At 65.1% G+C, this 26,627-nt stretch carries 22 protein-coding genes; 7 read left to right on the top strand and 15 right to left on the bottom strand.

What is annotated here, in order from left to right; all coding sequences use genetic code 11:
- Nucleotides 1–124: 124 nt before the first annotated feature.
- From CLD20_RS13380 to CLD20_RS13330, 11 genes are all read right to left on the bottom strand, one after another.
- Complete coding sequence (locus CLD20_RS13380) at nucleotides 125–1,753, bottom strand: hypothetical protein (protein WP_224407150.1); 1,629 nt, start codon at nucleotides 1,751–1,753, stop codon at nucleotides 125–127.
- Nucleotides 1,754–1,867: 114 nt separating this feature from the next.
- On the bottom strand, nucleotides 1,868–2,596 hold the full coding sequence (locus CLD20_RS13375) for a cytidylyltransferase domain-containing protein (protein WP_224407149.1): 729 nt from the start codon (nucleotides 2,594–2,596) through the stop codon (nucleotides 1,868–1,870).
- 2 nt (nucleotides 2,597–2,598) lie between these two features.
- A complete protein-coding gene (gene neuC, locus CLD20_RS13370; protein WP_224407148.1) occupies nucleotides 2,599–3,750 on the bottom strand; it encodes a UDP-N-acetylglucosamine 2-epimerase in 1,152 nt (383 codons plus the stop codon).
- 66 nt (nucleotides 3,751–3,816) lie between these two features.
- On the bottom strand, nucleotides 3,817–4,809 hold the full coding sequence (locus tag CLD20_RS13365; protein ID WP_224407147.1) for an N-acetylneuraminate synthase family protein: 993 nt from the start codon (nucleotides 4,807–4,809) through the stop codon (nucleotides 3,817–3,819).
- Nucleotides 4,810–5,607: a hypothetical protein gene (locus CLD20_RS13360; RefSeq protein WP_224407146.1), complete on the bottom strand. Its 798-nt coding sequence runs from the start codon at nucleotides 5,605–5,607 to the stop codon at nucleotides 4,810–4,812.
- Between the two features lie 116 nt (nucleotides 5,608–5,723).
- Entirely contained in the window at nucleotides 5,724–7,172 is a 1,449-nt protein-coding gene (locus CLD20_RS13355; RefSeq protein WP_224407145.1) for an oligosaccharide flippase family protein, read from the bottom strand.
- Nucleotides 7,169–7,957: a class I SAM-dependent methyltransferase gene (locus CLD20_RS13350; protein WP_224407144.1), complete on the bottom strand. Its 789-nt coding sequence runs from the start codon at nucleotides 7,955–7,957 to the stop codon at nucleotides 7,169–7,171. The genes CLD20_RS13355 and CLD20_RS13350 overlap by 4 nt, the downstream gene beginning before the upstream one ends.
- Before the next feature lie 30 nt (nucleotides 7,958–7,987).
- Complete coding sequence (locus CLD20_RS13345) at nucleotides 7,988–9,019, bottom strand: Gfo/Idh/MocA family protein (RefSeq protein ID WP_370636886.1); 1,032 nt, start codon at nucleotides 9,017–9,019, stop codon at nucleotides 7,988–7,990.
- A gap of 17 nt (nucleotides 9,020–9,036) precedes the next feature.
- The gene (locus CLD20_RS13340; RefSeq protein WP_224407142.1) at nucleotides 9,037–10,296 is read right to left on the bottom strand and encodes a class I SAM-dependent methyltransferase; all 1,260 of its coding nucleotides are present in this window, start codon (nucleotides 10,294–10,296) and stop codon (nucleotides 9,037–9,039) included.
- 38 nt (nucleotides 10,297–10,334) lie between these two features.
- Nucleotides 10,335–11,609 carry a glycosyltransferase gene (locus CLD20_RS13335; protein WP_224407141.1) on the bottom strand — a complete coding sequence of 425 codons (1,275 nt, stop codon included), beginning with the start codon at nucleotides 11,607–11,609 and terminating at the stop codon, nucleotides 10,335–10,337.
- A 39-nt stretch (nucleotides 11,610–11,648) separates the two neighbouring features.
- Nucleotides 11,649–12,929, bottom strand: coding sequence for a nucleotide sugar dehydrogenase (locus CLD20_RS13330; RefSeq protein WP_224407140.1), 1,281 nt, complete (start codon nucleotides 12,927–12,929; stop codon nucleotides 11,649–11,651).
- Between the two features lie 315 nt (nucleotides 12,930–13,244).
- Between CLD20_RS13330 and CLD20_RS13325 the strand changes: the two genes are divergently transcribed.
- Both CLD20_RS13325 and CLD20_RS13320 read left to right on the top strand, forming a co-directional pair.
- On the top strand, nucleotides 13,245–13,670 hold the full coding sequence (locus CLD20_RS13325) for a GtrA family protein (protein ID WP_224407139.1): 426 nt from the start codon (nucleotides 13,245–13,247) through the stop codon (nucleotides 13,668–13,670).
- Nucleotides 13,667–14,269 carry a methyltransferase domain-containing protein gene (locus CLD20_RS13320; RefSeq protein ID WP_224407138.1) on the top strand — a complete coding sequence of 201 codons (603 nt, stop codon included), beginning with the start codon at nucleotides 13,667–13,669 and terminating at the stop codon, nucleotides 14,267–14,269. Before CLD20_RS13325 ends, CLD20_RS13320 begins: the two co-directional genes overlap by 4 nt.
- Here the strand turns inward: CLD20_RS13320 and CLD20_RS13315 are convergent.
- The 3 genes from CLD20_RS13315 to CLD20_RS13305 are packed head-to-tail and all read right to left on the bottom strand — an operon-like array spanning nucleotide 14,248 to nucleotide 17,118.
- Nucleotides 14,248–15,291 carry a glycosyltransferase family 2 protein gene (locus CLD20_RS13315; protein ID WP_224407137.1) on the bottom strand — a complete coding sequence of 348 codons (1,044 nt, stop codon included), beginning with the start codon at nucleotides 15,289–15,291 and terminating at the stop codon, nucleotides 14,248–14,250. The genes CLD20_RS13320 and CLD20_RS13315 overlap by 22 nt on opposite strands.
- A gap of 13 nt (nucleotides 15,292–15,304) precedes the next feature.
- Nucleotides 15,305–16,312, bottom strand: coding sequence for a UDP-glucose 4-epimerase GalE (gene galE / locus CLD20_RS13310; RefSeq protein ID WP_224407136.1), 1,008 nt, complete (start codon nucleotides 16,310–16,312; stop codon nucleotides 15,305–15,307).
- On the bottom strand, nucleotides 16,309–17,118 hold the full coding sequence (locus CLD20_RS13305; RefSeq protein ID WP_224407135.1) for a bifunctional 2-polyprenyl-6-hydroxyphenol methylase/3-demethylubiquinol 3-O-methyltransferase UbiG: 810 nt from the start codon (nucleotides 17,116–17,118) through the stop codon (nucleotides 16,309–16,311). The genes galE and CLD20_RS13305 overlap by 4 nt, the downstream gene beginning before the upstream one ends.
- Before the next feature lie 171 nt (nucleotides 17,119–17,289).
- Between CLD20_RS13305 and CLD20_RS13300 the strand changes: the two genes are divergently transcribed.
- The 5 genes from CLD20_RS13300 (at nucleotide 17,290) to CLD20_RS13280 (ending at nucleotide 25,294) form a co-directional block, all read left to right on the top strand.
- Nucleotides 17,290–18,237, top strand: a complete 948-nt coding sequence (locus tag CLD20_RS13300) for a UDP-glucuronic acid decarboxylase family protein (RefSeq protein ID WP_224407134.1) — start codon at nucleotides 17,290–17,292, stop codon at nucleotides 18,235–18,237.
- Between the two features lie 36 nt (nucleotides 18,238–18,273).
- A complete protein-coding gene (locus tag CLD20_RS13295; RefSeq protein WP_224407133.1) occupies nucleotides 18,274–20,136 on the top strand; it encodes a hypothetical protein in 1,863 nt (620 codons plus the stop codon).
- Nucleotides 20,137–20,557: 421 nt separating this feature from the next.
- On the top strand, nucleotides 20,558–22,246 hold the full coding sequence (locus CLD20_RS13290) for an O-antigen ligase (RefSeq protein WP_224407132.1): 1,689 nt from the start codon (nucleotides 20,558–20,560) through the stop codon (nucleotides 22,244–22,246).
- A 194-nt stretch (nucleotides 22,247–22,440) separates the two neighbouring features.
- On the top strand, nucleotides 22,441–24,249 hold the full coding sequence (locus tag CLD20_RS13285) for a nucleoside-diphosphate sugar epimerase/dehydratase (RefSeq protein WP_224407131.1): 1,809 nt from the start codon (nucleotides 22,441–22,443) through the stop codon (nucleotides 24,247–24,249).
- 19 nt (nucleotides 24,250–24,268) lie between these two features.
- Nucleotides 24,269–25,294: a glycosyl transferase gene (locus CLD20_RS13280; RefSeq protein ID WP_224407130.1), complete on the top strand. Its 1,026-nt coding sequence runs from the start codon at nucleotides 24,269–24,271 to the stop codon at nucleotides 25,292–25,294.
- On the opposite strand, the gene CLD20_RS13275 is transcribed toward CLD20_RS13280, so the two are convergent.
- Nucleotides 25,245–26,426, bottom strand: coding sequence for an O-antigen ligase (locus CLD20_RS13275; protein WP_224407129.1), 1,182 nt, complete (start codon nucleotides 26,424–26,426; stop codon nucleotides 25,245–25,247). The genes CLD20_RS13280 and CLD20_RS13275 overlap by 50 nt on opposite strands.
- Nucleotides 26,427–26,627 lie beyond the last annotated feature (201 nt).

Raw genomic sequence — 26,627 nt, 5'->3', positions numbered from 1 at the left:
GTTTTAAGGGCTCGCAATTTGAAGCTTAACGTGCCGCACCTATCAAGCAGCATCAAGAAATCCGCAACAGCGGGCAAGGCCCAAACTGACGCAAGTTTTTCTCCCCCGCCCCGGTCAGGACGTCTCAGCCGTTGGGCACGTACTTCACCTCTTCGCGTGCGCACGACCTCGCCGCGAGCGGGTCGTCGGCCAGATAGTCGACGCCGCAGTCGCTGGCCGCCCAGTCCGCGAAGCGATCGAGATCGCCGAAGCTGTGCACTTCCTCCGGCGTCTTTGCCACGAGATCGATGCGCATATGCAGGGGATCGGTGATCGGCCCTTCCATCCTGGAGCGGAAGGAGCCGTAGACCCAAGGCCGGCGCGCAAAGAGGGTGTAGGCATAGACTTTCGCCCTGCGCTCCGCTTCGGCGGAGAGCGGCGGCAGTTCGTGCAAGTTCGCCAGAGTTGCCAGGTATTCCGCGGCGCTGTCGTGATCGCGGGTGAATCCGAGACCGGAATAGCGGCCGGTTCCGGCGGTGACGACGGGCTTGCCGAAGCAGGGCAGCTCGATGCCGATCGTCCCGCGCACGGTGATGCCGCAATCGATCGTCTTGAACAGCGACAGCGTGCCGACCTGGGTATCGGGCAGCAGCAGCTTCACATGCGGCGGCAAGGCGCCAATCTCGGCGCGGATTAGCCGCTCTTCCGCGAATTCTCCCGTGACCCCGGACATCTCGCGCTTCCAGGCATTGGCCGGATGGAGCTTGATAAGCCAGTTCACCTTCGGATTGGCGACGGCCGCCTTCACCGTCTCGATGAACCAGTGCCCGTAATTGTCGAAGATGTCCTCGCCATAGAAGAGATTGGCGTCCCACAGCACGTGGGAGAAAACGGCTGCTGTCGGCTTTTCCGGATCGAGATCGAGGAGGCTGCGAACAGCTTCGGGCGATTGCTCGGCGTTCTGCGCCTGGTTGCGCGCCTGCAGGCGCCATCGGCCACTATAGCGGCTCTCCAGTTCCTCGCTCAGCCGCTTGTCGTGCCCCGGCGTCCAGGGCTGCTCCACAAGCCTGTCGAGCAGATCTGGCGCGATCGAGCTCGGGTGGATGCGCCGGGTTTCCGGCGTCAGCTTCTTGAAGACGAGCGCGTCCTCGCGAGAGGGCTGGGTATAGTGGATGATTGGGATGCCCCGCGCGATCGCCACGTCCACGAAAGGCCCGAGCACATGATAGTTCGGCTCGTTCACCAGGATCACGTCGGGGCGATGTTCGGCGAGGTACCGCTCGGCGGCGTGCACGAACTGCACCGACTGGCCGAGCCGCTGCAGGATCTGCTCGAAGACCGCCGGATCGCGCGGATCTGGGGCGCCGTCGAAGGAGGAACGGGAGACACTGGAGAGAAGCTGCGGGCCCACCCACGCCCCGCGGTAGCGCCAATGCAGCACGCTGCGAAAATCCGCCGGACCGGAGCGACGCCGTGCGATCTCTTCCTGGGCTGCCCGCGGCGCAGCCGGATCTCCGAGAAGTCGTTCGTAGTGGAGAAGCCGATGCTCGCCGAAAGCGGCGAAACCGCGCTGCGCGACCGTGTAGACGTTGGACGAAAGGACATCCACCTGCCAGCCGCGCATCCGGAAGGGCAAAGCGAGAACTGCCTCCAACGCAACATTATAGACGGCATTGCTCATAGAAAGAATCAGGAGCTTGCTCGGCTTCTGGCCGGGTTCGATGCGCCGAAACGCCGTCGCGCCCACCCGCAACCTCTCCAGTTCGGCACGCATGCGGCGAGACTGCTCGCGATCGCTCACGTAACCGTAGAGGTCAACAAGATGCGGCGCGAAGCCCAGGCGCCGGAACGTCCTTTTCAGGTAGGGCCGCAGATCCACCGTCTGGCCTCACTCTGCCCGACCGGACAGGTGGCGCTCCAAGCTCCCCGCCCAGTCATTTCTCAGCAGGAAGTCGGCCAGCAGCAGGTCTTCCTTCGTGTCGATATCGATTGAAGCGATCTCGTCCATCTCGAAGCCGACGGTCGGCATGCCATAGAGCATGCCCGCCTCCAGCACCTCCGGCCGGACGATGAGCACCGCTGGCCCGTTGCGCGCCCAAAGCAGCTGCTTGTCCTGCCGGCGAAGCGGACCGAGTTCACCGACAAGAGGCTTCAGCCCCTCCTCCGTCTCGCACATCAGCGATTGCGGGGCGAAGCGATGCGGCACACGCATCATCGTGACGAGGGTCGCAGCCCTGGTATCGCGAAAGCGGCCGACCGCCTCGCGTACATGGCTTGCCGTCCTGAAGGGCGACGTCGGCTGCAGGAGAACGATCCCCTCCACATCCGTGCCGTCGGCCCGCAGCCAATCGAGAGCGTGGCGCATGACCCCAAGCATCGGCGCCTGGTCATCGGCGATGGCCGCCGGGCGGAGAAAGGGTGCTTCGAGACCAAGCGTGCGTCCTGCCTCGGCGATTTCCTCATCATCGGTCGACAGCACCACCCTCTCCAGGACCCCCGAACCGAGCGCCGATTCAGCAGCCCAGGCCAGCAGGGACTTGCCGCCGCAGAGCGCAAGGTTCTTGCGCGGGATACCTTTGGAGCCGCCGCGGGCCGGTATCAGGCCGACAAGTCCCATTTTCAGTACGCGATACGTTTTTGAAGCTCGATTTCAGCGGTGGCGAGGATATCCGCGATGCGCTCCCCCGCTTTGCCATCGCCGTAGATCGGATCCATGGGATAGTGGCCGTGGGCGATCTGCGTTTCCAGAGCGGCTGAGATTGCCTCCGCATCGCTCGGCGCATCGATCAGGTTCTTCCCGCGCTCGCGCCCGGCCTGCCGCGAGCCAACGTTGACGACAGGCGTTCCGATGAAGGCACCTTCGCGCACGCCGCTCGAGGAATTGCCGATCAGGCAGGCCGTCCTCTTCATCAGCCGGACATAGACGTCGATCGGCAGGTTCTTGAAGAAGTGCATGCTGGCTGCCTTGCCGCGCTCGCGCCACTTGCGCATGCCGCGGGCAATATCTTCCGAGCCGGCATCGGCGTTCGGCCACAGAACGATTGCCGGAAGCCCGGAACCGAGAACGGCCTCCAGGGTGGCGTTGATCTGCGCCTCGCCGCTACCGAACTCTGTGGTCACCGGATGCTGCGAGACAAGAAGGAAAGGCTCGTCGAGACTGAAGCTCGGACCGACACCCTCAGCGAAGATCTCCGCTTCCTCAAAACCGTCGCTCTCGCGGAGAATCTCCGCCACGAGATCGATACGGGGACAGCCGACGAGATGCACGCTATCCGGCTGCTCGCCGAGCTTCAGGATGCGATCTCGCGCATCCGGGCTCGCCGGGAAATGCAGGTGGGCGAATTTGGTTACGGCGTGGCGGATGCTCTCGTCGATGGTGCCTGAGACCTCTCCGCCCATCGTATGCGCGATCGGAATATTCATGTAGGCGGCGGCGAGCGTCGTTGCCATCGTCTCGAAACGATCGCCGATGGTGAGGACGGCGTCCGGCTGAAGCCGGTCGAATTCCGTGGCGATTTCGATGAGACCGAGGCCGGTCGATTTTGCCATCGTGGTCGGCGTCTCGCCCTCGATCAGCATGTGGATGCGGGCGACCACGGGAAAGCCGTCGCTTTCGATCAGATCGACCACTTTGCCGTAGCGATCCAGGATGGCCGAGGCGGAGGCGATCACCTGAAGCTCGAGTTCGGGGTGGGCCTTGATCGCCTTCAGGGCAGACTTGATGCTGGAGTAATTGGCGCGTGAACCAATGACCACGCAGATTCTTTTCATCGTCTCTCAAACTCTCGTTGTTCCCCTCCCGTGACAGGCAGGAGGAGTGAGGTTCGGCGCTCCGCTCTACGCGGACGCCAGATCACCTTCGGACAGTTTCTGATCGGCCTTCACGTCACGAACGAGACGCCGCCCGAGAACGTCGCGCCAGCGCCGCGCCGGCAGGCCGTCTCCAGGCTTCTTGTAGGCGAGGTCCCCTTCTCCCAGGACGTGCCCTTCGGGAAGATCGCGCGCCGCAACGACGGACTTCTCGAATATCTTCTTCATGTCGCGATAAGGAGTGAGATCGTCCTTGTCCACCGGGTTCGCGCGCATCTTCTGAACCGCCCGCAAGGCCTGGACGAACTCGCGGAACTGCGGCGGCTCGGTCGCATTCGCCGCGTCCGAGCCGTACATCAGGCGCGAAAAGGTGATGTGCTTTTCGACGACGCTCGCCCCGAGGGCGACGGCCGCGATCGCGGCCGCCGGCCCGTCGGTGTGGTCGGAAAAGCCGACCGGCAGACCCCACCTCTCAGCCATTTCTCCGATGACATTGAGGCCCACGCGCTCCGGCGGGCAGGGATAGGCGGAGCTGCATTGCAGAACGGTGACCTGTCCGCCGCCCTTCAAGGCCTCAACCGCCTCGTCGAGTTCGCGCCAGTCGCTCATTCCGGAGGAAAGATAGACGGGCTTGCCCGTGGCGGCGATCCTCTCCAGGAGCGGCAGGTTCGTCACCTCGCCCGAAGGCACCTTGTAGGCGCCGACGCCCACCTGCTCGAGAAGATCGACCGCTTCCAGCGAAAACGGCGAGGAGAGAAAGGTCACACCCCTGCCCTCGCAATCGGCGGCGAGCCGGCGCCATTGGTCGAGCGTGAAAGCCGTACGGCGGAAATAGTCGAAGCGGGGCTCGTCGGAGAAATAGGCCGGCGCCGGCGCATCGCGCAGCGTCTCGGCCTCGGCGATGTGAGTCTGAAACTTGACGGCGTCGGCCCCGCATTCGGCGGCGACGGCGATCAACTTCTGCGCGTTGCCGAAAGATCCGTCGTGGACGGAGCCTATCTCGGCTATCACCGTCACCATTCAGCGCCCCAGGAGCCGATAGGACAGGCCGTAGAGCTTCGTCGCAGGGCCATAGGCGCCCGCCTTGTAGAAGCCGCGGACGATCTCCGGCTGGTGCAGCCCGAACTGAGATCCGCGCAGCGAGCGCAAGCGCGCCCGCCGGGCATCGTCGAGGCGCAAGACCCCGAGCGAAGAGAGTTCGAGCGAGCGCGCGGCCCCCTGCGCGGAAAGCTGCGCCTTCTCGCGCGCTTCCAGTTCCTGCCAGGCCGGAGGCGGGTCGGGCAACGCCCATTCGTAGAAGATCTCGGGGCCGCCGATGTCCTCGAAGAAGGCGCGCGTGTCGAAGCCTTCAGCGAGATTGTGCAGCGAGAGCAGCGCGACATTGTCGTGCAGCGCGCCGCAGATCATCGAAATTGCAGGCCAACCCTTTGGTCCGTCGACGATAAAAGCCGTCCGCTCGGCGCGATGCTCGGCGGCCTTGCGGCCGAACTCCGTGTAGGCGCTGCCCCGCACCAGATCCGCCTCGCTCCACCGCGACAGGCGCGCACGACAGGATTCGGCCCGCGCGCGATCGGTCTCCAGGTCGATGGAGACGACGCGCCGGCCCGTCCGGGAGGCCCAGTCGGCGAGGATTGCCGTCGAATAGCCGTCCTGCCGGCCCGATTCGATGACGCACTCGACCCCTTCCACCTCGCACGAGGCCAGAAAGAAGGCCATCTCGCGGGGAAAGATCGCTCCCTCCACCCAGCCATCGAGATGGCCATCCAGAATGAGGCTTGCAGCGCCTTCGGCCGCCTCATGCAAACTACCGCGGTTCATCGCCGGGCTTCCTCTTCAATCCTTGGCGCGGTTTCGTGCCGCAGGCACGGCCCGCAAGGGTCAAGCGCCATAGCATACGCCAAAACGATTCAACACCGCCTTTGAACGGACCGTTGTCACCATCTTTTCTTCAATCCGAGGGCGCGAAAAACAATCAGGGGTAGAGACACGGCGACAAAGCCCAGAAAGGCAAGAACAAGCGCCCACAACGGCGGCTCCAGCATCTCCCGCCAGCCGGCGAACCCGGCGATCGCGATGACGCCGGCAAGCGCCCAGCCGTCCTGAAACGGCAGGGTGCCGAAGGCGCTGGAGCGGTAGCGCAGGTAAAGCCGGTAGATCAGCGCTTCGGCAAAGAGCACCAGAAGCACGCCGGGAATGCCGAGATCGAGGCCGATGCCGGCGAAATCGGCGACGATCAGCGGCAGGGCCGCAAGGGCGGCAAGGGCGATGGCCGCGCGCCTTCGCGTGATTTCCGCGCCGAGCCCTTCCGCGAAGAGAAGCGCCAGCGCGGACCGTCCGGACAGATGCACCAGCAGGATGATGAACAGCCACGGCAGGAAACGGGCGGCGGGCGTCAGCGTGTCGTTGGTGAGGACCGAGATCACCAGGTCGCCGAACACGACGGTGCCGATGCCGGCCAGGGCGACAACCATATGGACGAGCGACCAGATCTGCCCGGTCTGCGGGAAGGCCGGTTCCGGCTGCCGGGCCTCGCCGAGCGAGGGCGCCCACATATTGTGCGCAACGGCGTTGGTGCCCATCAGGGCGAGCGAATAGTAGAGTTTCGCATGCGCGTAGTAGCCGATGGCTCTCAGCGACGCCGAACGGCCGATGAGCGCGTTCTCTGCCACCGCGCGCACGCCGTCGACGAGACCTGCAAAGGCGGCCGTGGGCGCATTGGCGAGGGCGACGGCGAGCCAGCGCCTCGCCGGGCGCCGCCAGGGTTCCTGCCCGAGCAGCAGGGCGGCGGTCGCGACATTGGCGAAGGCTCCGCAAACCGCCCCGAAGAAGAGCGAAACCACGCCGAGCCGCAGGACGAAGAGACCGGCGAGCGTGCCACAGAAGGTGGCGAGCGCCTGGGCGCATATCTGTCCGGCAATCGCCGCTCCCCGCCCGGAGACGGAGAATGTCGTGGTCGCCACGACCCCGGCCGCCCTCAGAGGGATGAGCAGGGCGCAGAGAAGAGCGATCATGAAGGAAAGATTGTCGCCGAGATCGGGCGAGAGGAGGCCGCGCCACGGCCAGGCGAGCATCAGCACGATCGCCAGGCCCACCGACAGAACGCCCGAGACGGAAAAGAAGGTGGCGAGCAGTCGCCCGCGCTGCTCCCTCTCCAGCGGGCCGTAATGGGCCGGGAGGGCCAGTCCGGCGCCGCCGTCCGCCAGAGCGGTGGCAAGCGTCACCACCGACATCATCAGCGCATAGACGCCGAAATCGGCGGCGCCCAGAATCCGCGTCGCAAGCGGAAAGAGGGCAATGGAAAGCAGGGCCTGAAGAAAGCTCGCCCCGGCTAGCGAGAGGACGCGGCCGGCAAAGCGATCACGAAGCGCCGCCAGAAGGATCACGCGCCAGCGCCTTCCTCCTCAATCGATGGCCCGAGATGGATGAAAGACATCTGCATGCCGGTCGAGACGAAGGGCTCGAACCGAAGCTCGGGATTTGCCGACAGGAACTCGGCCCAGGCGCGCCGCTCGCCACGCTCGGGGTCGCCGTAGAAGCAGTTCCAGTCGTCGAAGACGATGATGGTCCCGGGCTGCAGGAAATCCTTGATGAAGTCGAGGACAGGCACCGTCGACTTGTAAAGGTCGCAGTCGACGTAGACGACGGCCGCCTTTTTCGGCTGGAAGCTCCGCTTCAGCTCCGGGGTCAGGGTGTCGTCGTAAAAGCCCTTCACCGTGGTCAGCCGGTCGCGCGCGATGCCGTGTCGGTGGCAGATCGTCAGGAACGATTCTTCGGCCGTCTTCAGCCGGCCCTTGCCCCAGATCGCCTGCCGGTCGATCGCCGAGATATCCGGCAGCCCCTCGAAGGAATCGAAGGCCACGAAGTGCCAGCCATAGAGATGATGGAACGCGTCCCACGCCATCCGCATGGTGTTCGCCTCGTGGGAGCCGAACTCGAAGTAGTAGCCTTCGATCGGACGATTGATCGTGGCGAAACGCGCAATGTCGAGCATGATGGAGACGCGCTGCTGCCGCCCGTAGGGCGTGTAGACGCGCCTCACCCAGTCGATCTTGCGCCGCTCGGAGGACCCTGGCGGATAGCGCAGCCAGTCGCCGGCCCAGCGTGCCGGGCCCTGCAGGGAAGGCGGCAGGCTGTGCAGAAACGCTTTTGCGGAGTCGCGGATGGTCATATGGCCCTCACGGGATAGCCTAGCTGTCGGTCAATCGGGCAAGCCCGGTTCGGAGATGGCGCGGCGGAGGCGTTCCAGCGCGGCGTGGACATGGCACGCATCTTCCACCGTGGGAAGGTCCGTAACCACCTCTCCACGGACCGCTGCAACGAAGCGGTCGAGGAGAAGGGCTCCCGCGGCAAGGCGGGTGTCATCCGCCTCGCCCTCTCCCCGCCAGAGGTCTTTCTTGCCGTCGGCGTGTATCTCCAGCGTCTGGTCGGAAGGAGCAAAGGGCGCCGTGTGTTCGAAGACCGCCGTGCCGAGCTCGCCAAGGACCGTTATGCGCAGGCCGCGACCGCCTCTCTGGCTGTTGCCGATCGAGGCGTAGACGCCGACGCCGCGATCCGTTCGCATCCAGGCCGCAGCGAAATCTTCTGCGCTGGCGCTCTCCATCGCCCCGCCAGTCCCCGGACGCTCGGCAACCCGCGTTGCGAGCCGGCCGTCGATCCTCTCCACTCTTCCGGCCCCGAGCCAGGAGAGGAGATCGAGGATGTGCGTCATGTGCGACAGGAGTATGCCGCCGCCGGATTCGCTCCGGTAATTCCAGCTCATCGGGCGGGCAGGATCGGCGCGGCCGGCCGTGTGCCACTGCACCTCGATCTCGCGCAGCTTTCCGAGGCCCCCCGTCTCTATCGACTTCCTGAGGCGCAGGATGCCGGGTTCGAAGCGGAACTGAAAGCCGGTCGCAGCCACGCTTCGGCTGGCCTCGGCTGCCGCCCTGACCGCCGTGCATTCGGCCAGGTCGCGCCCGACCGGCTTCTCGCAAAGGAGGGCGATCCCCCGCTTCGCCGCAGCAACGGCAATTTCTTTCTGGGCCGCAGGCGGCACCGCAATCACCGCCGCCCCGCCCTCAAGATGGTCGAGCGCTGCGCGCCAGTCGTTGAAGGCCGCGGCTCCGCAAGAGGCGATCTGTGCCGCCCTGCCCGAGCCGTTGTCCGTCACGCTCGCCAGAGCCAGATCGGGCCTCGCCATGATCGCAGGAACATGCACCGCCGCGCCATAGCCGGTTCCGATCACCGCCACTCGAAGGCGCTCAGCCGTCATTCCTCAGCGACCGTCACATCCGGCAAGGGCACGATGATCTGCGATTTCAGGCCCTTCCTGCGCATGTTGCGCACGATCGGGCGCCAGTAGTGCCAGCTCAGCATCAGCGCCTTAGGCGGCTGCTCTTCCAGCAGCCGGGCCTCGTCGACGATGGGTATGTGCTTGCCGGGCAGATGAAGGCCGAGCTTCAGCGAGGTCGACTGCTCTGCGATGTAGGGCACGGCCTGCGCGTCGAGCCCGCAGTAACTGATGAGCGTACTCGCCCTGCCGGGGCATCCGATTCCCGGAACCGGATGACCGTTCGCCATCGCTTCCAGAATGAGCATCTGCAGGTCGACCCGCGATTTTCTCACGCGACCTGCAAACGCTTCGTAGGTCGACGCATCCTCAAGTCTTGCAAGCTGCTCCTCCGCCAGCATCGCCGCCACGCTGGGTTTGGCTTCGTGACCCCGGCCGAGCATGGCGTAGACACGAATGGAGCCGCCGTAATTCTCGATGCGCTCCACGTCGACCACGGTGAAATCGTAGTACTCGAAGAGCTTCAGGATCGTTTTCAGCGAGTAGTACTTCAGGTGCTCGTGATAGATGGAATCGTATTGCACCGTCTTGAGGAGATCGAGCAGGTAGTGCGATTCCGTCACGAAGAGGCCGCCGGGCTGGAGCATATGCTCGACGCCGCGGATGAGGCTGCCGAGCTGGGCAACATGCGCGAACATGTTCGCCGCGGTGACGACCGCGGCCTTGCCGCGTTCTGCTGCGATCTCCCGCCCGACCTCTTCGCAGAAGAAGGCCTGGCGGGTGTCGATCCCCGCCTCTCTCGCAATCTCGGCGATGTCCGTGGGCTCGACGCCGAGCACGCGCATCCCCCGGTCCTTGAAACCGGAGAGAAGCGTCCCGTCGTTGGAGCCAAGGTCGATGGCGAGACTGCCTTCGGAGAGGCCGAAGCGGTCGATGATGGAGAAGGCCGTCGAACGCAGATTGTTGCGCAGCGTCTCGGTGATGCCGCTGCGATAGGGATACTCCCTGTGGAAAAGAACTTCCGGAGCGACCGCGTAGTCGATCTGGGCCAGGCTGCAATCGATGCAGCGCACCAGCCGCAGGGGATAGGTCGATTCCGCCTCCCGAAGCTGAGACGGCGTCAGCAGCGAATCACAGGGAGCCTGGTGGCCAAGATCGACGACGGGCTCAATATTGCGGGACCCGCAAATCTGGCACGCCTCGATGGGGCCCACGGAAATATCGTGCAAGGCGGTCATATCTGCTCCGAAATGCTGCTGCGAAAGGCCAGCACTCGCTATCCTTTGGATAGGGTGCCTGACAAGTACTGAACGAGCAGCGCGCTCGCCACCCCCGGGAAATGATGGGCTGCGTAGGCCTGTTCGGCGCGCCGGGACAGCGCCTCCGCCAGATCGGAATCCCGGCTGAGTGCGACGAGGCGCGAAACGAAATCGTCAGGCGTCGATGCGAGCAGGCATGTCTCGCCGTCGCGCAGAAGCGGATTGCCGAGTGCCGTGTACGGATGGGCGACGACGGGAAGGCCGGCCGCCATGCAGGTGAGGATGCGGCTGCGATTTCCGACCGGCACATCGATCGGTGCCATGAAGGCCGTCGCCGTCGCCATGACGGCAGCAAGATCGTCGACATAGCCGAGATGGCGAATCTCCGGCCGCTTCTCGACTTCGGCCGCCACCCAGCCCGGAAGCTCCCCGAGCCCGGTAATAAGAACCGCGAATCCGCCGGCGCCGAACGCTTCCTTCAGTCTCGGATAGACGTCGCGGAAAAGAGCGTGGAAGGCTGCGCGACTGCCCAGCGCCTGGAGGGTGCCGCTAAAGAGGAAACTCGGCGTTGCCGCCTTTTCCGGCCTCGGATCGGGCTGCGGCAGAGGGGGCCAGGGATAGGGAAGATAGGCCGATCTCAGTCCGAGGGCCGCCATCCGCTCCTCGGAGGATTTCGATGAAACGATGATCGAGGCGCCGGCGAGGATCCTCGCGTAGAACCGCTTGAGTTGCGCCATACGCAAAGGAAGCAGCAGGCGCCGATCGTAGCGGCGGCTCCCCTCCTCCATCGCGAATTTCGTATGGTAGTAGAGGGTCTCGAACTGCAGGTCGCCGAGCCATACGACGCGCGGGATTTCCAGATCCTGTGCCACCGCCGCTGCCTGCCAGTCGAAAATCAGGGCGAGATCGCCTCCCGCCTCGCCGACCGCTTCCTCGACCTTGCGTGCGACGCCCTCTTCCGGCGAAAGGCCGAAAAGGCCGTGGCGAAGGAGGGGAAAGCCCGGAACCCGCCGGATCTCGATCTCGCCGCGTGCGGCAAGCATCTCACGCAGGCTTTCGACGTCCCGCTCTTCCGGCGGGGAAGCGCCCTCGTCCAGAACGAGGAGAGTGACCTTCACACCGGCTTCCAGCAGCCCTTCGACATAGTAGTAGAAAAGAACGCGGCTCGCCCCGCGCGAGGGATGGGGCAATCCCTGGCAAATGACGACGATCCGCCGGCCCGTCAGGGCTTTGAAAGATACCTCGTCCTCCGATCGGAGAGCGGCGGTTCCGGCGGCGCTTGCTTCTGTCATGACGGCTTCTTCCGATCTCTCGTGCGGACCCCGACCGCGTCACAGACTCCAGTAGAGGAGATTGTCGGGACAGGTCTTCAGACGGGATTTCACGTCCAGCACGACGCCGCCGTCATTCATCAGGCGGAAGAGTCTGGCGCCGTCATCTTCCAGATAGACGGCATGCGGCACGGCGAAGACCAGAGCGTCGAGGCCGGTCATCGCCTCCATGTCGCAAAGCGAGATGCCGTATTCGTGGCGGGCAATGTCGGCATCTGCCACAGGATCATGCACAAGGGGCTCGATGCCGTATTCGCGCAGTTCCGCCACGATGTCCGGCACGCGGCTGTTGCGCAGGTCCGAGACGTTCTCCTTGAAGGTCAGGCCGAAGATGCCGATCCTGGTGTCGCGGACCCGGAAGCCCTGGCCAATCATCAATTTGACGGCCTTGCGGGCAATGAAGGCCCCCATACCATCGTTGGTGCGGCGGCCGGCAAGGATGACTTCTGGGTGGTGCCCGACCTCCTCCGCCTTGGCCGTCAGATAATAGGGGTCGACGCCGATGCAGTGGCCGCCCACGAGGCCCGGCGTGAAGTCGATGAAATTCCACTTGGTGCGCGCGGCCGCCAGAACGTCGGCGGTGCGCAGGCCGAGCCGGTCGAAGATCAGCGCCAGTTCGTTCATCAGCGCGATGTTGAGATCGCGCTGGGTGTTCTCGATCACCTTCGCCGCCTCCGCGACCTGGATCGAGGGGGCGCGGTGCACCTTCGCCGTCAGGACCGAGCCGTAGAGATCGGAGAGAAGGTCGAGCGTCTGCGCGTCGGAGGCGGAGACGACCTTGGCGATCGTCTCGAAGCGGTGGGACTGATCGCCGGGATTGATGCGCTCGGGCGAATAGCCGACGGAAAAGCCGGAGCCGAACACAAGCCCGCTCTCCTCTTCGAGGATCGGCACGCAGACCTCTTCGGTCGCGCCCGGATAAACGGTCGATTCGTAGACGACGACATCGCCCTGTTTCAGATGCTGCCCGACCATCCGCGATGCGGAGCGCAGCGGGCCGAAATCCGGCTGGCGCGAAGGGGTGATCGGCGTCGGCACCGTGATGATGTGGATGGCGGCCCTTTGAAGGGAATCGGCATCGTCGGTGATCGCGAGCGTCGGGAGTGCGAGATCCACGCCCGTCACCTCGCCATTGCGGTCCCTTCCGGCGGCAAGGTCCCTGACGCGGCCCCTGTCGATGTCGAACGCCACGACCTCATAGCCCTTGCGGGCGAAGGCGACGGCGACCGGCAGGCCGACATAGCCGAGGCCGATCACGGAGAGACAAATTCTATCAGTCACCTTGGTTTCCTGTCGCCGCGCATGCAGGTGAGGCCAGCTTCGCCGGGGAGAAGAAGCGGTCCGGCGCTCGGGAGGCCTATATTCACTCGCCTGCCGCGGTCAACTCGCACGATCACCTTCGGCCCTCGATCGCAAGGTGCCCCGCGGCTTCCGCACGTCCCTGCCGGCTCGCTCGCGCCCCGGGCGCGGCGTTGTTCCGGCTCGCGTGTGCGGGTCCCCCGCAGGCCCTGAGAGCTGGGTGCGCTCGCCGCAACCGCTGGCTTGCCTCCGTCGCAGGATCAGATAGAACGGCCGCATCAGCTTCGAGGAGGGGTCATGCAGCCAGCAAAGTGGCAGGCGCAGCTTGCCCGATACATCCTGGTCGGCTCCCTCACTCTCGGCATCTATCTCTCCCTCCTGCTCGGGATGGTGGAAGGGCTCGGCGCGGCACCCTGGATCGCGGCCGTCGTCAGCTATCTCGGATCGCTTCTCTTCAACTACCTCATGCATCACAGCTGGACCTACCGGTCGAGCGAGAACCATCGCTCGGCCGCGCCGCGCTACCTGGCGCTGAACGCCGGCTTCCTGTGCCTGAACGCAGCCGTCATGGCGTTTGTGCCCGCGCTCTTGGGCATCAGTTACCTCTGGGTGCAGGGTGGAGCGCTGGTCTTCATCGCTCTCCTCACCTTTGTCATCCAGCGGTCCTGGATATTCTCCCGCCTGCCCGACCCCAAGCGCCAAAGAGAGCTCTTTTTTCCATGAAGCAGGTCCTCTCCCCTCTTTACGCGCTCCTTGAATCCCCGGCGGGCTACAATCTCATCCAGCAGGTCAACCGGCCGACCACGGACCGGATCCGGGCGCTCTTCCATGAGAATGTCCGACTTGCCGACGGAGGTCGCGTGCTCGACCTCGGCTGCGGAACCGGCAACTACCGGCCCCTCTTTTCCGCCGATTATGTCGGTATCGACATCAATCCGGACTACATCCGGATGTGCTCGGAGAAGCTGGAGGGCACCTTCCTCGTTATGGACGGGGCGAACCTCACCTTCGAGGACGACAGCTTCGACAACGTCGTCTCCATCGCCACGACCCACCACCTCACCGACGAACAGCTCGCGGCGATGTTGAAGGAAGCGGTCCGGGTGACGAAGCCGGGCGGCTTCGTGAACGTCATCGATGCGGTGCTGCCCGACAGCGCGGCGCAACTCTTCAAGACGATCTGGTTTCGCATGGATCGCGGCGAATATCCCCGAAAGCTCGCCCATCTGACGGGCATCGCCGCCGGCGCCGGAGAGATCACCCACAGCGACCTGCGCCGGGGGCCGATGCACGACGTAGTCTATTTGCGGCTCTCGGCCTGAGGCTCGCGCCCGGCCTCGACCACCTTCGGCCCCGCCGTCCCGCCTTCCGCCGTCCGCTCGATGGTGCGCACGATGTACGTCGGGCGGCGCTTCACCTCCACGAAGATGCGCCCGATATACTCGCCGAGGATGCCGACCGAGAGCATCTGCACGGCGCCGAGAAAGAGGATCATGAGGGCGAGCGCGGTGAAGCCCGGGATATCCGTCGGCGCCACGCCGAATACGGTGATGTCGAAGACACGCTGCACGAAGGTGAAGATGAGGCCCGCCACCGCGATCGCGGCCGTGATCAGCCCGGCGTAGAAAACCAGCGTGAGCGGCGCCGTGGAGAAGCTGAAGATACCATCGGCCGCCAGCTTCACCAGCTTGCGGAAGGGATATTTGGTCACGCCGGCCGCCCGCACGGCGCGCTCGTATTCCAGCGCGGTCTGGCTGAAGCCGACCCATGCCCGCAGCCCGCGCAGATAGCGCTCCGATTCCGGCAGATCGTTCAGGACGTCGAGGACATGGCGGTCCATCAGGCAGAAATCGCCGGCATCGAGCGGCATGTCCACTTCCGCCACGGAGCGGAAAATCCGGTAGAAGAGCGTATAGGCCGTGCGCTTGAACAGGCTCTCCTTGCGCTTGCGGCGCACGCCATAGATGACGTCATAGCCGGCGCGCCACTTGTCCAGCATGGCGAGGATGACCTCCGGCGGGTCCTGCAGGTCGGCGTCGATGATGCCGATCGCATCGCCGTCGGCATGCGCAAGACCTGCCGAGACCGCCGCCTGGTGGCCGAAATTGCGCGAGAGGATGACGGCCTTCACCCGCGTATCGGCGGCGGCATATTCCTCCAGCATCGCGCCGGTCGCATCGCGGCTGCCGTCGTTGACATAGACAATCTGAAAGCGGAAGGGCGCCGCGCCGAAGGCCTCAAGCAAGCGGGCATGGGTAAGGGGAAGGACCTCCTGCTCGTTGTAGCAGGGAACGACGACGCTCAGCAGGAAGTCGTCGCTGTCGAGGCTGCGGGGATGCGGCATCGGCGAAGAACTCCTATTGCGCGGCCCGGCGGGAATCCGCACGCGCCGCAAAGTGCGCCTGATACCAGCGCCAGGCGGTCGCAACGAGCGTATCGAGATCGCTATGGGGCGTGGCGAAGCCGAGCACTTCGCGCGCCATTCCGGGATCCGCCACCAGAGCCGGCGGGTCGCCCGGCCGTCGGGGCCCGACCCTTTGCGGAACCGGCCTGCCGGTGACGCGCTCGACCGCATCGATGACCTGACGCACGCTTCTTCCCTCTCCCGTTCCGAGGTTGAAGGAGCGCGAGGCTCCGCCTTCGCGCAGATAGGCAAGGGCCGCGACATGGGCGGCGGCAAGATCCGTCACATGTACGAAGTCGCGCACGCAGGTTCCGTCGGGCGTGTTGTAATCGTCGCCGAGAATGTCGATCGCCGGGCGATACCCCGCGGCAGCGGCAAGGATGTTCGGGATGAGGTGCGGCTCGGGGTCGTGGTCCTCGCCGATCTCTCCATCCGGATCGGCGCCGGCCGCGTTGAAGTAGCGAAGGCTCACCGAGCGCAGCCCGTGCGCGGCCGCAAAGTCGGCCAGCATCGCCTCGATCACCAGCTTGGTGTGCCCATAAGGGTTGATCGGACGCGGCGGCAGATCCTCGGTGATGGGGAGCCGCTCCGGCACCCCGTAGATGGCGCAGGAACTGGAGAACACGACGTCGCGCACGCCCTCGGCTGCCAGAGCGTCGAACAGCCGGGCGGCGTTTCCGACATTGTTGAACCAGTACTTGCCCGGATCCTTCACCGACTCGCCCACATAGGCGAGCGAGGCCATGTGGATCACCCCCTCGATGTCATGCTCGCGGATGGTGCGGCGAACGAATTCGCCATCGGCAATGTCGCCGCGCACCAACGGGCCCCATTTTACCGCCCAGTCATGTCCTTCGCTCAGGTTGTCGATCGCCACAGGCTCGTGCCCGTGGGCATGAAGCGCCTTGCAGACATGGCTGCCGACGTAACCGGCGCCGCCGGTAACCAGGATGCGGCTCATCGCGCGGTTGCACCTTCCGTCGGCTTGAAGGCCGCCGCCATCAGGGATGTGCCGACGGGCGGCGTGCGAAAAAGTGCCCGCTCGGCCTTTCCCAGCACCTCGAAGGCGGCGTTGACCGAAGCGGAGGGCGGACGGAACCCGAGACGCATCACCTCCTCCGCCGAGCCGGCACGCGAGATCACCTGCTTGCGCACCCACAGGACCGGCACGAGCGAAAGGCCCCAGTAGCGCAGATCGGCCGGCTCGAGGCCGGCAGCCTCGAGCTGCGAGCGCAGCATGTGCTTGTCGTAGCGTCGGAAATGTCCGGCCTCCGTGTCGTACCTGCTGAAGAGCGACTGAAGCGCGGGGACGTTCACGAGGACCATGCCGCCTGGCTTGAGATGCCAGATAGCCGACCGGAGAAACTCGACCGGCTCCTCGATGTGCTCGATGACGTCGAACAGGATGACGGCGTCGTAGGCCCCCTCCAGGCTCGGCCGGCGATCGTGAATGTTGTAGCGGAAAGAGGTTCCGCGCGGGTTCCTGTTGAGGTCCAGCGACGGGCGGTTCAGCTCGCATCCGTCGGTGGTCCAACCGGTCGCGCCGGCGAGCTGGGTCTGCACGACGCCGTGCCCACAGCCGATGTCGAAGGCGCGCAAACTCTTCGCCGGATCGACGCGCAGTGACCGCAATTGCTGCAGCAGGACCTCGAACCGCCACCTCATCCAGAAATGCGATTCGCCGGCGTAGGCGTACCAATCCTCCGGGAAGTCCTCGGCGCTGCTTTCATTGGGAGAATTCATGACGTCGGGGGACGCTTCTGACATGAGCATGCGCCGCTAATGTGAACGTGCGGACAAAAAGGAACCTCTTGGCGTTACCATCGCGGGGGCCATTGTCAAGCAATCTGGAGCGGCCACAATTCGCTCTCCCGACCCTTCCTTCCGCGGTTACGAGCCGCTAGAGATTGCGCCCTTCTGAACGCTGGGTCCTCGGTCGTGCTAACTCGCAAACGCATCCTTGTAACCGGCGGCGCCGGATTTATCGGCTCGCATCTCGTCGACGCACTGCTCGAGCGGGGGCACGAAGTCCTGTGCGTCGACAATCTCTACACGGGCGACAAGCAAAACCTGGACCATCTTGTCAACGAGCCGCGCTTTGAGTTCATGCGGCACGACATCTGCTTTCCGCTCTACGTGGAGATCGACCAGATCTTCAATCTGGCATGCCCCGCCTCGCCGATCCATTACCAGCGCGACCCGGTGCAGACGACCAAGACCTCGGTCATCGGGGCCATCAACACGCTCGGTCTGGCCAAGCGCCTGAAGGTGCCGATCCTGCAGTCATCCACCAGCGAAATCTACGGCGATCCGGCCGTGCACCCGCAGTCGGAGGAATATTGGGGCAACGTCAATCCGATCGGGCCGCGCTCCTGCTACGACGAGGGAAAGCGCTGCGCGGAGACGCTGTTCTTCGACTACAAGCGCCAGCACAATGTCGACATCAAAGTCGCGCGCATATTCAATACTTACGGCCCTCGCATGGGCGTATTCGACGGCCGCGTCGTTTCGAACTTCATCGTGCAGGCGCTCAATAACCAGCCCATCACCATATACGGTAGTGGCGAACATACCCGCTCGTTCTGCTATATCGACGATCTGGTCGAGGCGCTGCTGTCCTTCATCGACGCGCCGAAAGGGGTCTGCGGTCCGATCAATATCGGCAACCCCACCGAGATCACCATCCGGGAGCTTGCAGAGACCATCATCAGGCTAACCGGGTCGCGCTCCGAACTCGTGACAGGCCCGCTGCCGCAGGACGATCCGCGCCAGCGACGGCCCGATATCTCGCAGGCGGAGCAGCAACTCGGGTGGAAGCCCAAGACCGGTCTCGAAGAGGGACTCGGCCGCACCATCGCGTATTTCAAGAAGCGCATCCTCGGCTAGGCGGCGGTGCGGCGCCGGCCGGGCGGAAAAGGATCCATGGCAAGCAGGTCGGATCGACTTGGCGCGGGCTACATTCCTGCCGCGACTGGCTTTTTCTGCCTCCCATTCGCGGCGAGCGCGCTCGGCGACCTTCTCGTCCTCAAGCGCGGACCCGACGACCATCTCGGCGACTATTCCGGGCTGTTTAGCCTCGGCCTCGGATGGCTCAACGACATCCCCTTCACCTATTTTGCCTGGCCGGCATGGACTTTCGGGCAGCTTTCGGCGGCGATTGCCTGGTTCATGCCGAGCCCGGTGACCGACCTCGCCCCATTCTACAATTCCTGGGCGGTCTTCAACCTCGCCAGCTTCATCTGGGCGGGGCTCCTGCTCGCCTTCCTGCTCGCCGACAGGAAGGCGCCGAGCTGGGCAGCGCTCGCTTTCGGTCTGATCGCAGCCGCGATCCCGATGGTGCAGACGGGGTGGAACCACTCCAACCCCTACGTGTCGCTCATCGCCCTTCTGGTGCCCGGCATGTTCGCCCTCGCTCTCCGGCTGGCCGTCCCGGCAGGCGGCGCCCTCCGCTGGTTCGAAGGCATGTCCCTGATGGGTGTCGGCTTTGCGCTGGCGAACAATTTCGGGGTGGCGACGCTCATCATCGCCGGGGCTCTCGCCTTCGTGCTGGCCCGGCCCTCCGCTTTCCTGCCGCTCGCGCGAAGGCCGTGGGCCGGCTTTGCGGTCCGCCGGCCTTCCAGCCTTTGGGATGGCGCTTTCCCTCTCGCGGGCGGTATCCTGCTGACCAGCGTCATCATCGGCATTGCGATAACGCTCGCTCCCGGCCGGCCGTACTTCTTCGATTTTGCGGATGCCCACGATGTCCTCGCGACAATCGCGTTCTGCGGATCGGCCATCGTCGCCGTGCTGGTGTTCTGGTTCCTCTATCAGCGGCTCTCACCGGAGATCACCGAGCCCTGGGGCGCCATTCTTCTCGGCTGGCTGATCAGCGGTAACGTGCTCGTCTTCGCTTTCGGCCGCGCGGCGCTCGTCGCGAGCTCCGACTATTCCCGGCCGGGTCTGCCGTCCTTGTTTCCGCAAATCGCCTGGACAAGCCTTGCGGACGGCACGCATGGCTTCCTCTTCATCGCCCTGGGATACTTCGGGGGGCTGGCGGGCTTCGTCCTCAGCCTTGCGATGCCGAGACGATCCTGGGCGTCCGGTCTGCGGGGGCCCGGTCTACTTGCGGTCCTGATCGTCCTCACGATGCATGCCGTGAGCGGATGGCCCTTCGGCTTTCCGGTCCCCTATGAACCGACACACTTCGGGATCGACGGGAGATACATCTGGCTCGGGGTGACGGCGCCTGTCGTCATGGCTGCCGCGGCGCTCGCCCTGGCGCCAGGCCGCAGGACCGCGCTGGCGCTGACCGCCGTGGCGCTACCGCTCGGAATCGCCAGCCTCGTCCAGGGCTTCAGCGCCAAGAACATAATCGTGGAGCGAATCGAGACGGCGCTCGCTGGCACCAATGCGGCAATCGACGCGCATCTGGCGGCTTCGCCGCAGAACATCGTTCTCGTCGCGAACGCCTATTATCCCGAGCGCGCCCAGGTCCTCTATGCCTACCACAACTCGCTGCGCGGCGTTCCGCCTTCCGCGCCCGAAAGCCTCCAATCCGGCCGCATCCGCTATATCGGTCGGCTCGGCGGGTATCTGTGGAAGCCCCCGTTGGACATCATGCGCGAGGAGGGGCTCGATGCGCAGAACATCCTGCTCATCGCCGAGCAAGGCGCCTATCCGGCCTACGTCCAGACCGTCACGTCCTACGGCCCTCCGATCGGCGTCCTGATCGGGCGGATATCTTCCGACACTGCGGTCGGCACCGGCACGCCACAATCTGCGGCAAGCTTGCAACGGAGCCAGTGAGAACCGTTCGAGTGCCGGCGGTATCCCTTGCCGGGACGACGAGGCAGCCATAAGGTTGGGCCAGAATCGCTTTCTGGTATGCACCCGCTGTCCTGAGGCGCACTCGCAAGTTGCGAGCTTGTTGAATTCTCAAAAAAGGCTGGCGCGCGGCTTACGCGGGAAGCATGCAACATACGTTTACGCCATACGGCCACGCCGCTTCACGCAGGCCGCTGCCGACCGCCAGCCTTCGCGAGGCGTCCTTCACCATCGGCGAGGGTTCCAGAGAGGCGATGAGCGATAGCGGGGCCGGTCGAAGGCATTGGCGCACCGCGTCGACCGCATCCGAATTTCCGACATGCGCGCCATTTCGGGGCATCGGAAGGCAGCGCTCGCCGCAGAGCGCCGACGGCCCCGTTCCCACGCCCAGGCAGGTCGACTGATGGCACAGGACCTGACCCTGTCGCCGGTCCGCCTGTCCCTCGCGGCAACGGCGGTGGCCGGGCTCGCCTTCCTCTCCATCATGTCGGCAAATGCGCTCTTGGGAGAGCCGACCGCAGGCTGGATCGCGCATGTCCTGCTGCTCGGCCTCCTGGCGCTCGCCATCGCCAGGCCGTGGGAAGGATATCTTCTTGCCGTCGCCCTGTGCTCGGTCGGCTTGAACATCGCCATTCCCCACGGGATTACGTCCGCCCCTTCCTCCTATCTCATCATGGGCAGCTTCGCCGGCCTGCTCCTGCGTGGCCGGTTGTTCAGGGGCCAGCCGATCGAGGTCCTCGCGCTTGCCGGACTGCTCGCTGTGAGCGGGCTGGTCGCGGTGATCGCCGGCATTCTCAGCAAGACGGATATTTCCTGGAAGCTGCCGGTCGCCGAGTACATCGGCATTCTGTCGATGACCGCCTTCCTTTTCGTCCCGATCGCTCTCGTGGAGAAACCAGGCCAGGTGGTGATGATCGGCCGTGCGATCCTCGCCGGAATACTGGTCTATCTCGCCGGCGCAGCTGCGGGGTCTGTGACCACGCTGGGCTGCTTTCCGCCTTCCTACGAGCTGACGACCCTCTCCGGACCGGGGATGCGGCTTTCCGGGATGTCTGCGGACCCGAACGTCTTCGCCGTCGCCGGGGCGAGCTTCATTCCCTTCGTGCTCTTCTCGTTGGTCCAGCCGCGCACGAAGTCGTATCTGAGCGTTCTGCTCCTGGTCGGCATTTCCGCCGCGGTCATAGCGAGCGGATCGCGCTCCGGCATCGCCATTGCGGGGCTGGCGGCAAGCGCCAGCCTCGGCGTCGCCCTCCTCCTGAGATCGCGCAGCGCGATCGTCCTGGGGACCCTCTGCCTGGCGATCGTGGCGGCGGCACCATCGATGTTGTGGCGGGATCTGCCGTGCCCGCTCAACCGCCCGCTCGAGATGCCGACCTTCACCGAGCGCAACGACGGAGACGCCTATTTTCGCCGTCTGCTGGGCGACGAAGGCTCAAAAGGGGTCTATCGCAACCCCTATCAGGACCTGCAGTTTCGCAAGAAGGACGATCCGCTCGTCGCAGAGCACACCTTGCCCCTCGTCAAGGAGATGAGCGACATCATCTCCTCGCTGCCGATCGACGATGCCCGCAGGCGCCTTTGGCTGCATGCCTTTCTCTTGGGTATCGAGAGCTTTCCCATCGGCTACGGGCTCGGGACGATGCCGTTCCTCACGCCGATGGGATGGCGCGCGCATAACACGGCACTCACGGTCTTTGCCGAGATGGGCGTTCCCGGCCTGCTTTGCCTCGGCTTGATCGGATTTGTCATCCTGCGAAGCGCCCGGGACATTTTTGTCAGGTTCCGGCGGACGCCGATCTTCGTCTTCTCGGCCGCGACATGCGTCAGCGTCGTTTCGATTGCCGTCGCCGCGCTCGCCCAGGACTTCATGCGCCTCGAACTCTTCTGGGCGCTCCTCGGCTTGCTGATATGCGTCAGCAGTCTCCTGCGCCGTGACGAGCGCTTCGGCGCAAGCGGCGCCCCTGCCCCCGTCAGGCCGCAAGAGCGGCAGGCAAAAGAGGTCGGAAGCGGCTCGAAACCGGAGGTACGGGGGCCATGCCACGGCAGGGATCCGGGCGGGGATGAGCCACCAAAAAGCCGCCTTCCAAATTGACTTTGGACGGGAACGACGCCATAGCCGGTCAGCGTTTTCGCTAACCGTGAGCGACTTATCGCCTCTGTGAACAAACGAGAAGCACCACGATGTTGAGCCGGATCTCAGGCACCGCGCGCAGCTTTATTATCTACTCGCACGATGTCGGACTGGCAACGCTGTCGTTTGTGTTCGCGTACGAGCTTCGCATGGGCGTGTCTGATCTTGAAGCCGACGCGCCTCAACTTCTGTTGCTTTCCTCTCTCTTTGCGGCCGTTTGTTTAGCGGTCTTTCCGTATTTCCGCCTGCATCTCGGCTCATGGCGCTACGTGTCCATTCGGGACATGTACGGCGTGGTGAAGGCGGTTTCCGTCTCGATCCTGTTGTTCCTGATCGTCATCTTCATCATTCAAAGGATCGGGTTTCTTCCAAGATCCGTTCTGATCATCACATGGTTCGTGGCGATCGTCACATTGGGCTCTTCGCGCATGGCCTACCGGCTCTACCGGGATGCGCGCCCGATCAAGCCGACCCAGCACAACGTTGCCGAGCCCGTCCTCCTCTACGGCTTTTCGGACGAGGCCGACGTCTTCATCCGCACGATCCGGCGCGATCGCGAGAGACGCTTTCTCATTTCGGCGATCATCGAGTCGAACCCGAAGCATCTCGGACGCCAGCTGCATGGCGTGCCGGTCGCGGCGCTGGTTGAAGACCTGCCGGAATACATGAAGCAGCTGAGGAAGGGCCCGACCCCTCCGAGCCGGATCGTGGCGACGCGGGCGAGAATGAGCCCGGAAGTGCTGCAAGCGCTGGTGGAGGCCGCGTCTCAGGCCGGTCTCATCGTCAACCGGCTGCCGGACCTGCAGGAGCTGGAGGCCTCGGGGGCCGCCTCGCAGCCGGAAGCGGTGCGGCTGGAGCATCTTCTCGGGCGCCCGCCGATCCGCCTCGACGAGGCCGGCATCAGCCGGCTGATTGCGGGGCGCTCGATCCTGGTCACGGGCGCGGGGGGCTCAATCGGCTCCGAGCTGGTCGATCAAATCTCCCGCTTCGGCGCCTCGCGGATCATCCTTTTGGAAAACAGCGAGCACAATCTCTACGAGATCGACAGGCGGCTGCGGCAGACGGCTGCGCCGCACGTGCAGATCTACCCGGTTCTCTGCGACATCCGCGACCGCGACGCGCTGCTGAAGGCGTTCGAGCTGCATCGGCCGGAGCTCGTCTTCCACGCGGCGGCGCTGAAACATGTGCCGATCCTGGAAAACAACCCGGTCGAGGCGGTGCTTTCCAATGTGTTCGGCACCCGCAACGTCGCCGACGCTGCCTGCGAAACGGGCGCCAGCGCCGTCATCATGATCTCGACGGACAAGGCTGCGAACCCGCATAACATCCTCGGCCTCACCAAAGCCCTGGCCGAGCGCTACTGCCAGCTTCTCGACCGGGAGCAGTCGACGACGCGCCTTATGATCGTGCGCTTCGGCAACGTCCTCGGCTCGCGCGGCTCGGTCGTGCCGCTCTTCGAGGAGCAGCTGCGCGCGGGCGGTCCCCTTACCGTCACCCACGCGGAGGTGACGCGCTACTTCATGACACCGAGCGAGGCGGCGCAGCTCGTGCTGCAGGCCTCCGCCTACGGTTTCGGGAGCCACACCGGCGGACAGATATTTCTGCTCGACATGGGCCAGCCCGTGAAGATCGCCGACCTTGCCCGCAACATCATCCGCCTTTCCGGCAAGCGGCCCGACATCGACGTCAAGATTGCCTTCACCGGGCTCAGGCCGGGCGAAAAGCTGCATGAGGATCTCGTCGGCACCAATGAGGAAGTGCTGGAAACGCCAGCTGCCGGCATTCTCGCCGCCAGCGCCCCGCTCGCCGACGGGGCAGCGCTGCGCGAGTTTCTCACTCATCTCGAAGCCGTCGCCCGCCGGGGTGAAGCAGACGAATGCGCCAACATGCTCCGCCACGGCCCCTCCGCGCCGCCGGCCGGGCATACCAATATCCGGGCGCTGCACGAGCGCGCGCCCCACTGAGGACGACTGACCATTCAAGATGGGCATGCTCCTCGCCATGGCGGCCTCCGCCTTTCTCGTAACTCTTGTCGGCATCCGGCTGCTGCGCCCGTGGCTCGCGCGCCGGGGCGTGATGGATCACCCGGGCGAGCGCACCAACCATGCCCTGCCGGTGCCGCGCGGAGCCGGGCTCGCCCTTGTGCCCGGCATCGTGCTGCCCTTCGCAGCCTGCCTCCTCGCCGGCCTGCCCTCCGGCCTGCCGCAGGGAGCCGCACCCGCCTTCTTTCTCGCCGGGCTCGCGCTCGCCCTCGTCGCGGCGGTGGACGACTTCACCAGCCTTCGGGCGGCGCCGCGCCTTGTCATGCAATGCCTTCTCGTGGCGCTCGCCGTCGCCGCGATCCCGCCCGACGCAAGCTTTTCGGCCGGCCTCCTGCCGCTCGCGGTCGAGCGGGGTCTTGCCTTCCTGTTCCTGCTTTCCTTCATCAATGCCATGAACTTCATGGACGGGATCGACGGGATCACGGGCATGACGGCGATCGGGCTTTCTCTCGGCGTCATCCTCCTGTCGCTGCCGCAGGCGATGCCGGCCCTCGCCCTCATCGTCATCGGCGGCTCGCTCGGCTTCCTCGCCTTCAACTGGCACCCGGCCTCGATCTTCCTCGGCGATGTCGGCGCCGTCTTCCTCGGCTTCATGCTGGCGGCGCTTCTGCTGGCCCTGGCGCTCGGCGGAGATCTCGCGCCGGCGCTCGTCCTGCCCGCCTACTACCTCACCGATACGGGTCTGACGCTTGCCCTGCGCGCGGCGCGCGGCGAGAAGGTCTGGCTCGCCCACAGCCAGCACGCCTACCAGAAGGCGGTGCGGCGCGGCTGGCGGCACGACGAGGTCGTAATGGTGCTGGCGGCGCTGATGGCGCTTGATATCGGGCTGGCCTTCCTGGCACGCCCTGCCCCTATCCTCGCTCTCCTGCTTGCCTATGGCACCGCGCTCGGCGCTTGGGCGAGCCTGCGCACGGGCGCTATCGACCGGTTCCTGCCAGGCCTTTGCGAACGCCGTCGGACGTCCTGAGGAGAAGACAGAAGACGATGGAGATCAGCGCCAGCCACCATTCCTGGTAGGCGCCGTGGCTGACCATCCAGACGGCGAAGACGCCCGCCGCGAGCGCGACCGCACCCGGCAGCCGCTCCGGATCAGACTTCAAAAACAGTCGGGCCGTCGCCAGAAAGACGGCCGCGACGAGCACGAAGCCGAGAAGGCCGAGATCGAGCCAGACCTGGATGGCGAGGTCGTGCGGATGGCCCTGGCCGATCGGACCGGTCAGGCCAGTCTCCGGGATTGGCAGGTTCGACGGTCGTTCCGCGGCAAATCCCCAGCCGAGGAAAAACCGGTCCAGGATCGCGGGAGCGGCTTGCGACCAGATCTCCAGTCGCGCCAGCGCGTTGCTCTCGCGCACGAAACCGCTGCCACTGTTGGACAGAATGGCCTTGAGCACGTTTCCCAAGTGAATGACAAAGAAGGGAAAGAGCATCACGAGCGCAACACTGGCGGCAGCGAGCGCCCTCGCGGCGACGCGCGGGAAGAGGATCGCAACAGGCAGTGCCAGACCCGCCGCAACCCAGTAGAGGGCGGAAGATTGCGACGGCGAGACGAAGGCGAGCAATGCCGCCACGGCACAGAAGACGCTGGCAGGCAGCCGGTATTTCCGACCGACGAAAGCGAGCACGACAGAGGTCGTGGCGAACATTCCCGTGTTCAGCACCGTGCGATTGATCGCATCTGCGCCCGGACGTGCCCCGAGCAGCGGCCGAAGGGGGTAGCCGCGGAGCTCGTTGAGGAGCAGCGGCAGGGCGAGTGCGAGGCCAACGAGAAGGAAGCGGAGGACGCGCTCGCGGCTCTCGCCGCTGATGGCGAGCGCGAAAGCGATACCGAGGACAACGTTGCCCAGGAGACGGACGGCGTATTGCAGCGTGGTCGAGGGATAGGCGGCCCAGCCCGCACTGGCGAAGGCAGCGATCACGAAGGCGATCAGCGTGAGGGTGAGCGGGGCGCGCAGCAGAGAGCCCGCCTCCTGCACCACCTCGGCCGTTCCACCGGGCCGCATCATGCGCCCCAGAAGCAGGCTCGCGCTCGCAAGAGAGAGGAGGAGCACCGAGGAGCGCGTCGAGAAGATCGCCGCGACCGGCAGAACGATCGTCGCCAACGCAAGACCGAGAGATGAAAGAAGCGAAGCCAGCGGCCAGCCGAAGAGCCGCATCTCAGCGGCGCGAATCCCTGACCCCAAGCCATTTCCCCTTTCGGTGCAGGGGGAAAATCCGCCGCTGCGAAGACATGGCGTGATCGCCAAAGGCTCCGACTAGCCAAGACGCCGCGGAACTGCAACTCACCGGCGCGTCGCGGACGG

The organism is Afifella sp. IM 167 (assembly GCF_020144925.1).
Lineage (GTDB): Bacteria > Pseudomonadota > Alphaproteobacteria > Rhizobiales > Afifellaceae > Afifella.
This window is presented reverse-complemented; position numbering and strand designations above follow the sequence as displayed.

Bases quoted from the DNA above. Each gene is read 5' to 3' on its own strand.
- CLD20_RS13380 (WP_224407150.1), bottom strand. From the start codon at position 1,753: ATGCGTGCCGAACTGGAGAGGTTGCGGGTGGGCGCGACGGCGTTTCGG.
- CLD20_RS13375 (WP_224407149.1), bottom strand. From the start codon at position 2,596: ATGGGACTTGTCGGCCTGATACCGGCCCGCGGCGGCTCCAAAGGTATC.
- neuC (WP_224407148.1), bottom strand. From the start codon at position 3,750: ATGAAAAGAATCTGCGTGGTCATTGGTTCACGCGCCAATTACTCCAGC.
- CLD20_RS13365 (WP_224407147.1), bottom strand. From the start codon at position 4,809: ATGGTGACGGTGATAGCCGAGATAGGCTCCGTCCACGACGGATCTTTC.
- CLD20_RS13360 (WP_224407146.1), bottom strand. From the start codon at position 5,607: ATGAACCGCGGTAGTTTGCATGAGGCGGCCGAAGGCGCTGCAAGCCTC.
- CLD20_RS13350 (WP_224407144.1), bottom strand. From the start codon at position 7,957: ATGACCATCCGCGACTCCGCAAAAGCGTTTCTGCACAGCCTGCCGCCT.
- CLD20_RS13340 (WP_224407142.1), bottom strand. From the start codon at position 10,296: ATGACCGCCTTGCACGATATTTCCGTGGGCCCCATCGAGGCGTGCCAG.
- CLD20_RS13335 (WP_224407141.1), bottom strand. From the start codon at position 11,609: ATGACAGAAGCAAGCGCCGCCGGAACCGCCGCTCTCCGATCGGAGGAC.
- CLD20_RS13325 (WP_224407139.1), top strand. From the start codon at position 13,245: ATGCAGCCAGCAAAGTGGCAGGCGCAGCTTGCCCGATACATCCTGGTC.
- CLD20_RS13320 (WP_224407138.1), top strand. From the start codon at position 13,667: ATGAAGCAGGTCCTCTCCCCTCTTTACGCGCTCCTTGAATCCCCGGCG.
- CLD20_RS13315 (WP_224407137.1), bottom strand. From the start codon at position 15,291: ATGCCGCATCCCCGCAGCCTCGACAGCGACGACTTCCTGCTGAGCGTC.
- galE (WP_224407136.1), bottom strand. From the start codon at position 16,312: ATGAGCCGCATCCTGGTTACCGGCGGCGCCGGTTACGTCGGCAGCCAT.
- CLD20_RS13305 (WP_224407135.1), bottom strand. From the start codon at position 17,118: ATGTCAGAAGCGTCCCCCGACGTCATGAATTCTCCCAATGAAAGCAGC.
- CLD20_RS13295 (WP_224407133.1), top strand. From the start codon at position 18,274: ATGGCAAGCAGGTCGGATCGACTTGGCGCGGGCTACATTCCTGCCGCG.
- CLD20_RS13290 (WP_224407132.1), top strand. From the start codon at position 20,558: ATGGCACAGGACCTGACCCTGTCGCCGGTCCGCCTGTCCCTCGCGGCA.
- CLD20_RS13280 (WP_224407130.1), top strand. From the start codon at position 24,269: ATGGGCATGCTCCTCGCCATGGCGGCCTCCGCCTTTCTCGTAACTCTT.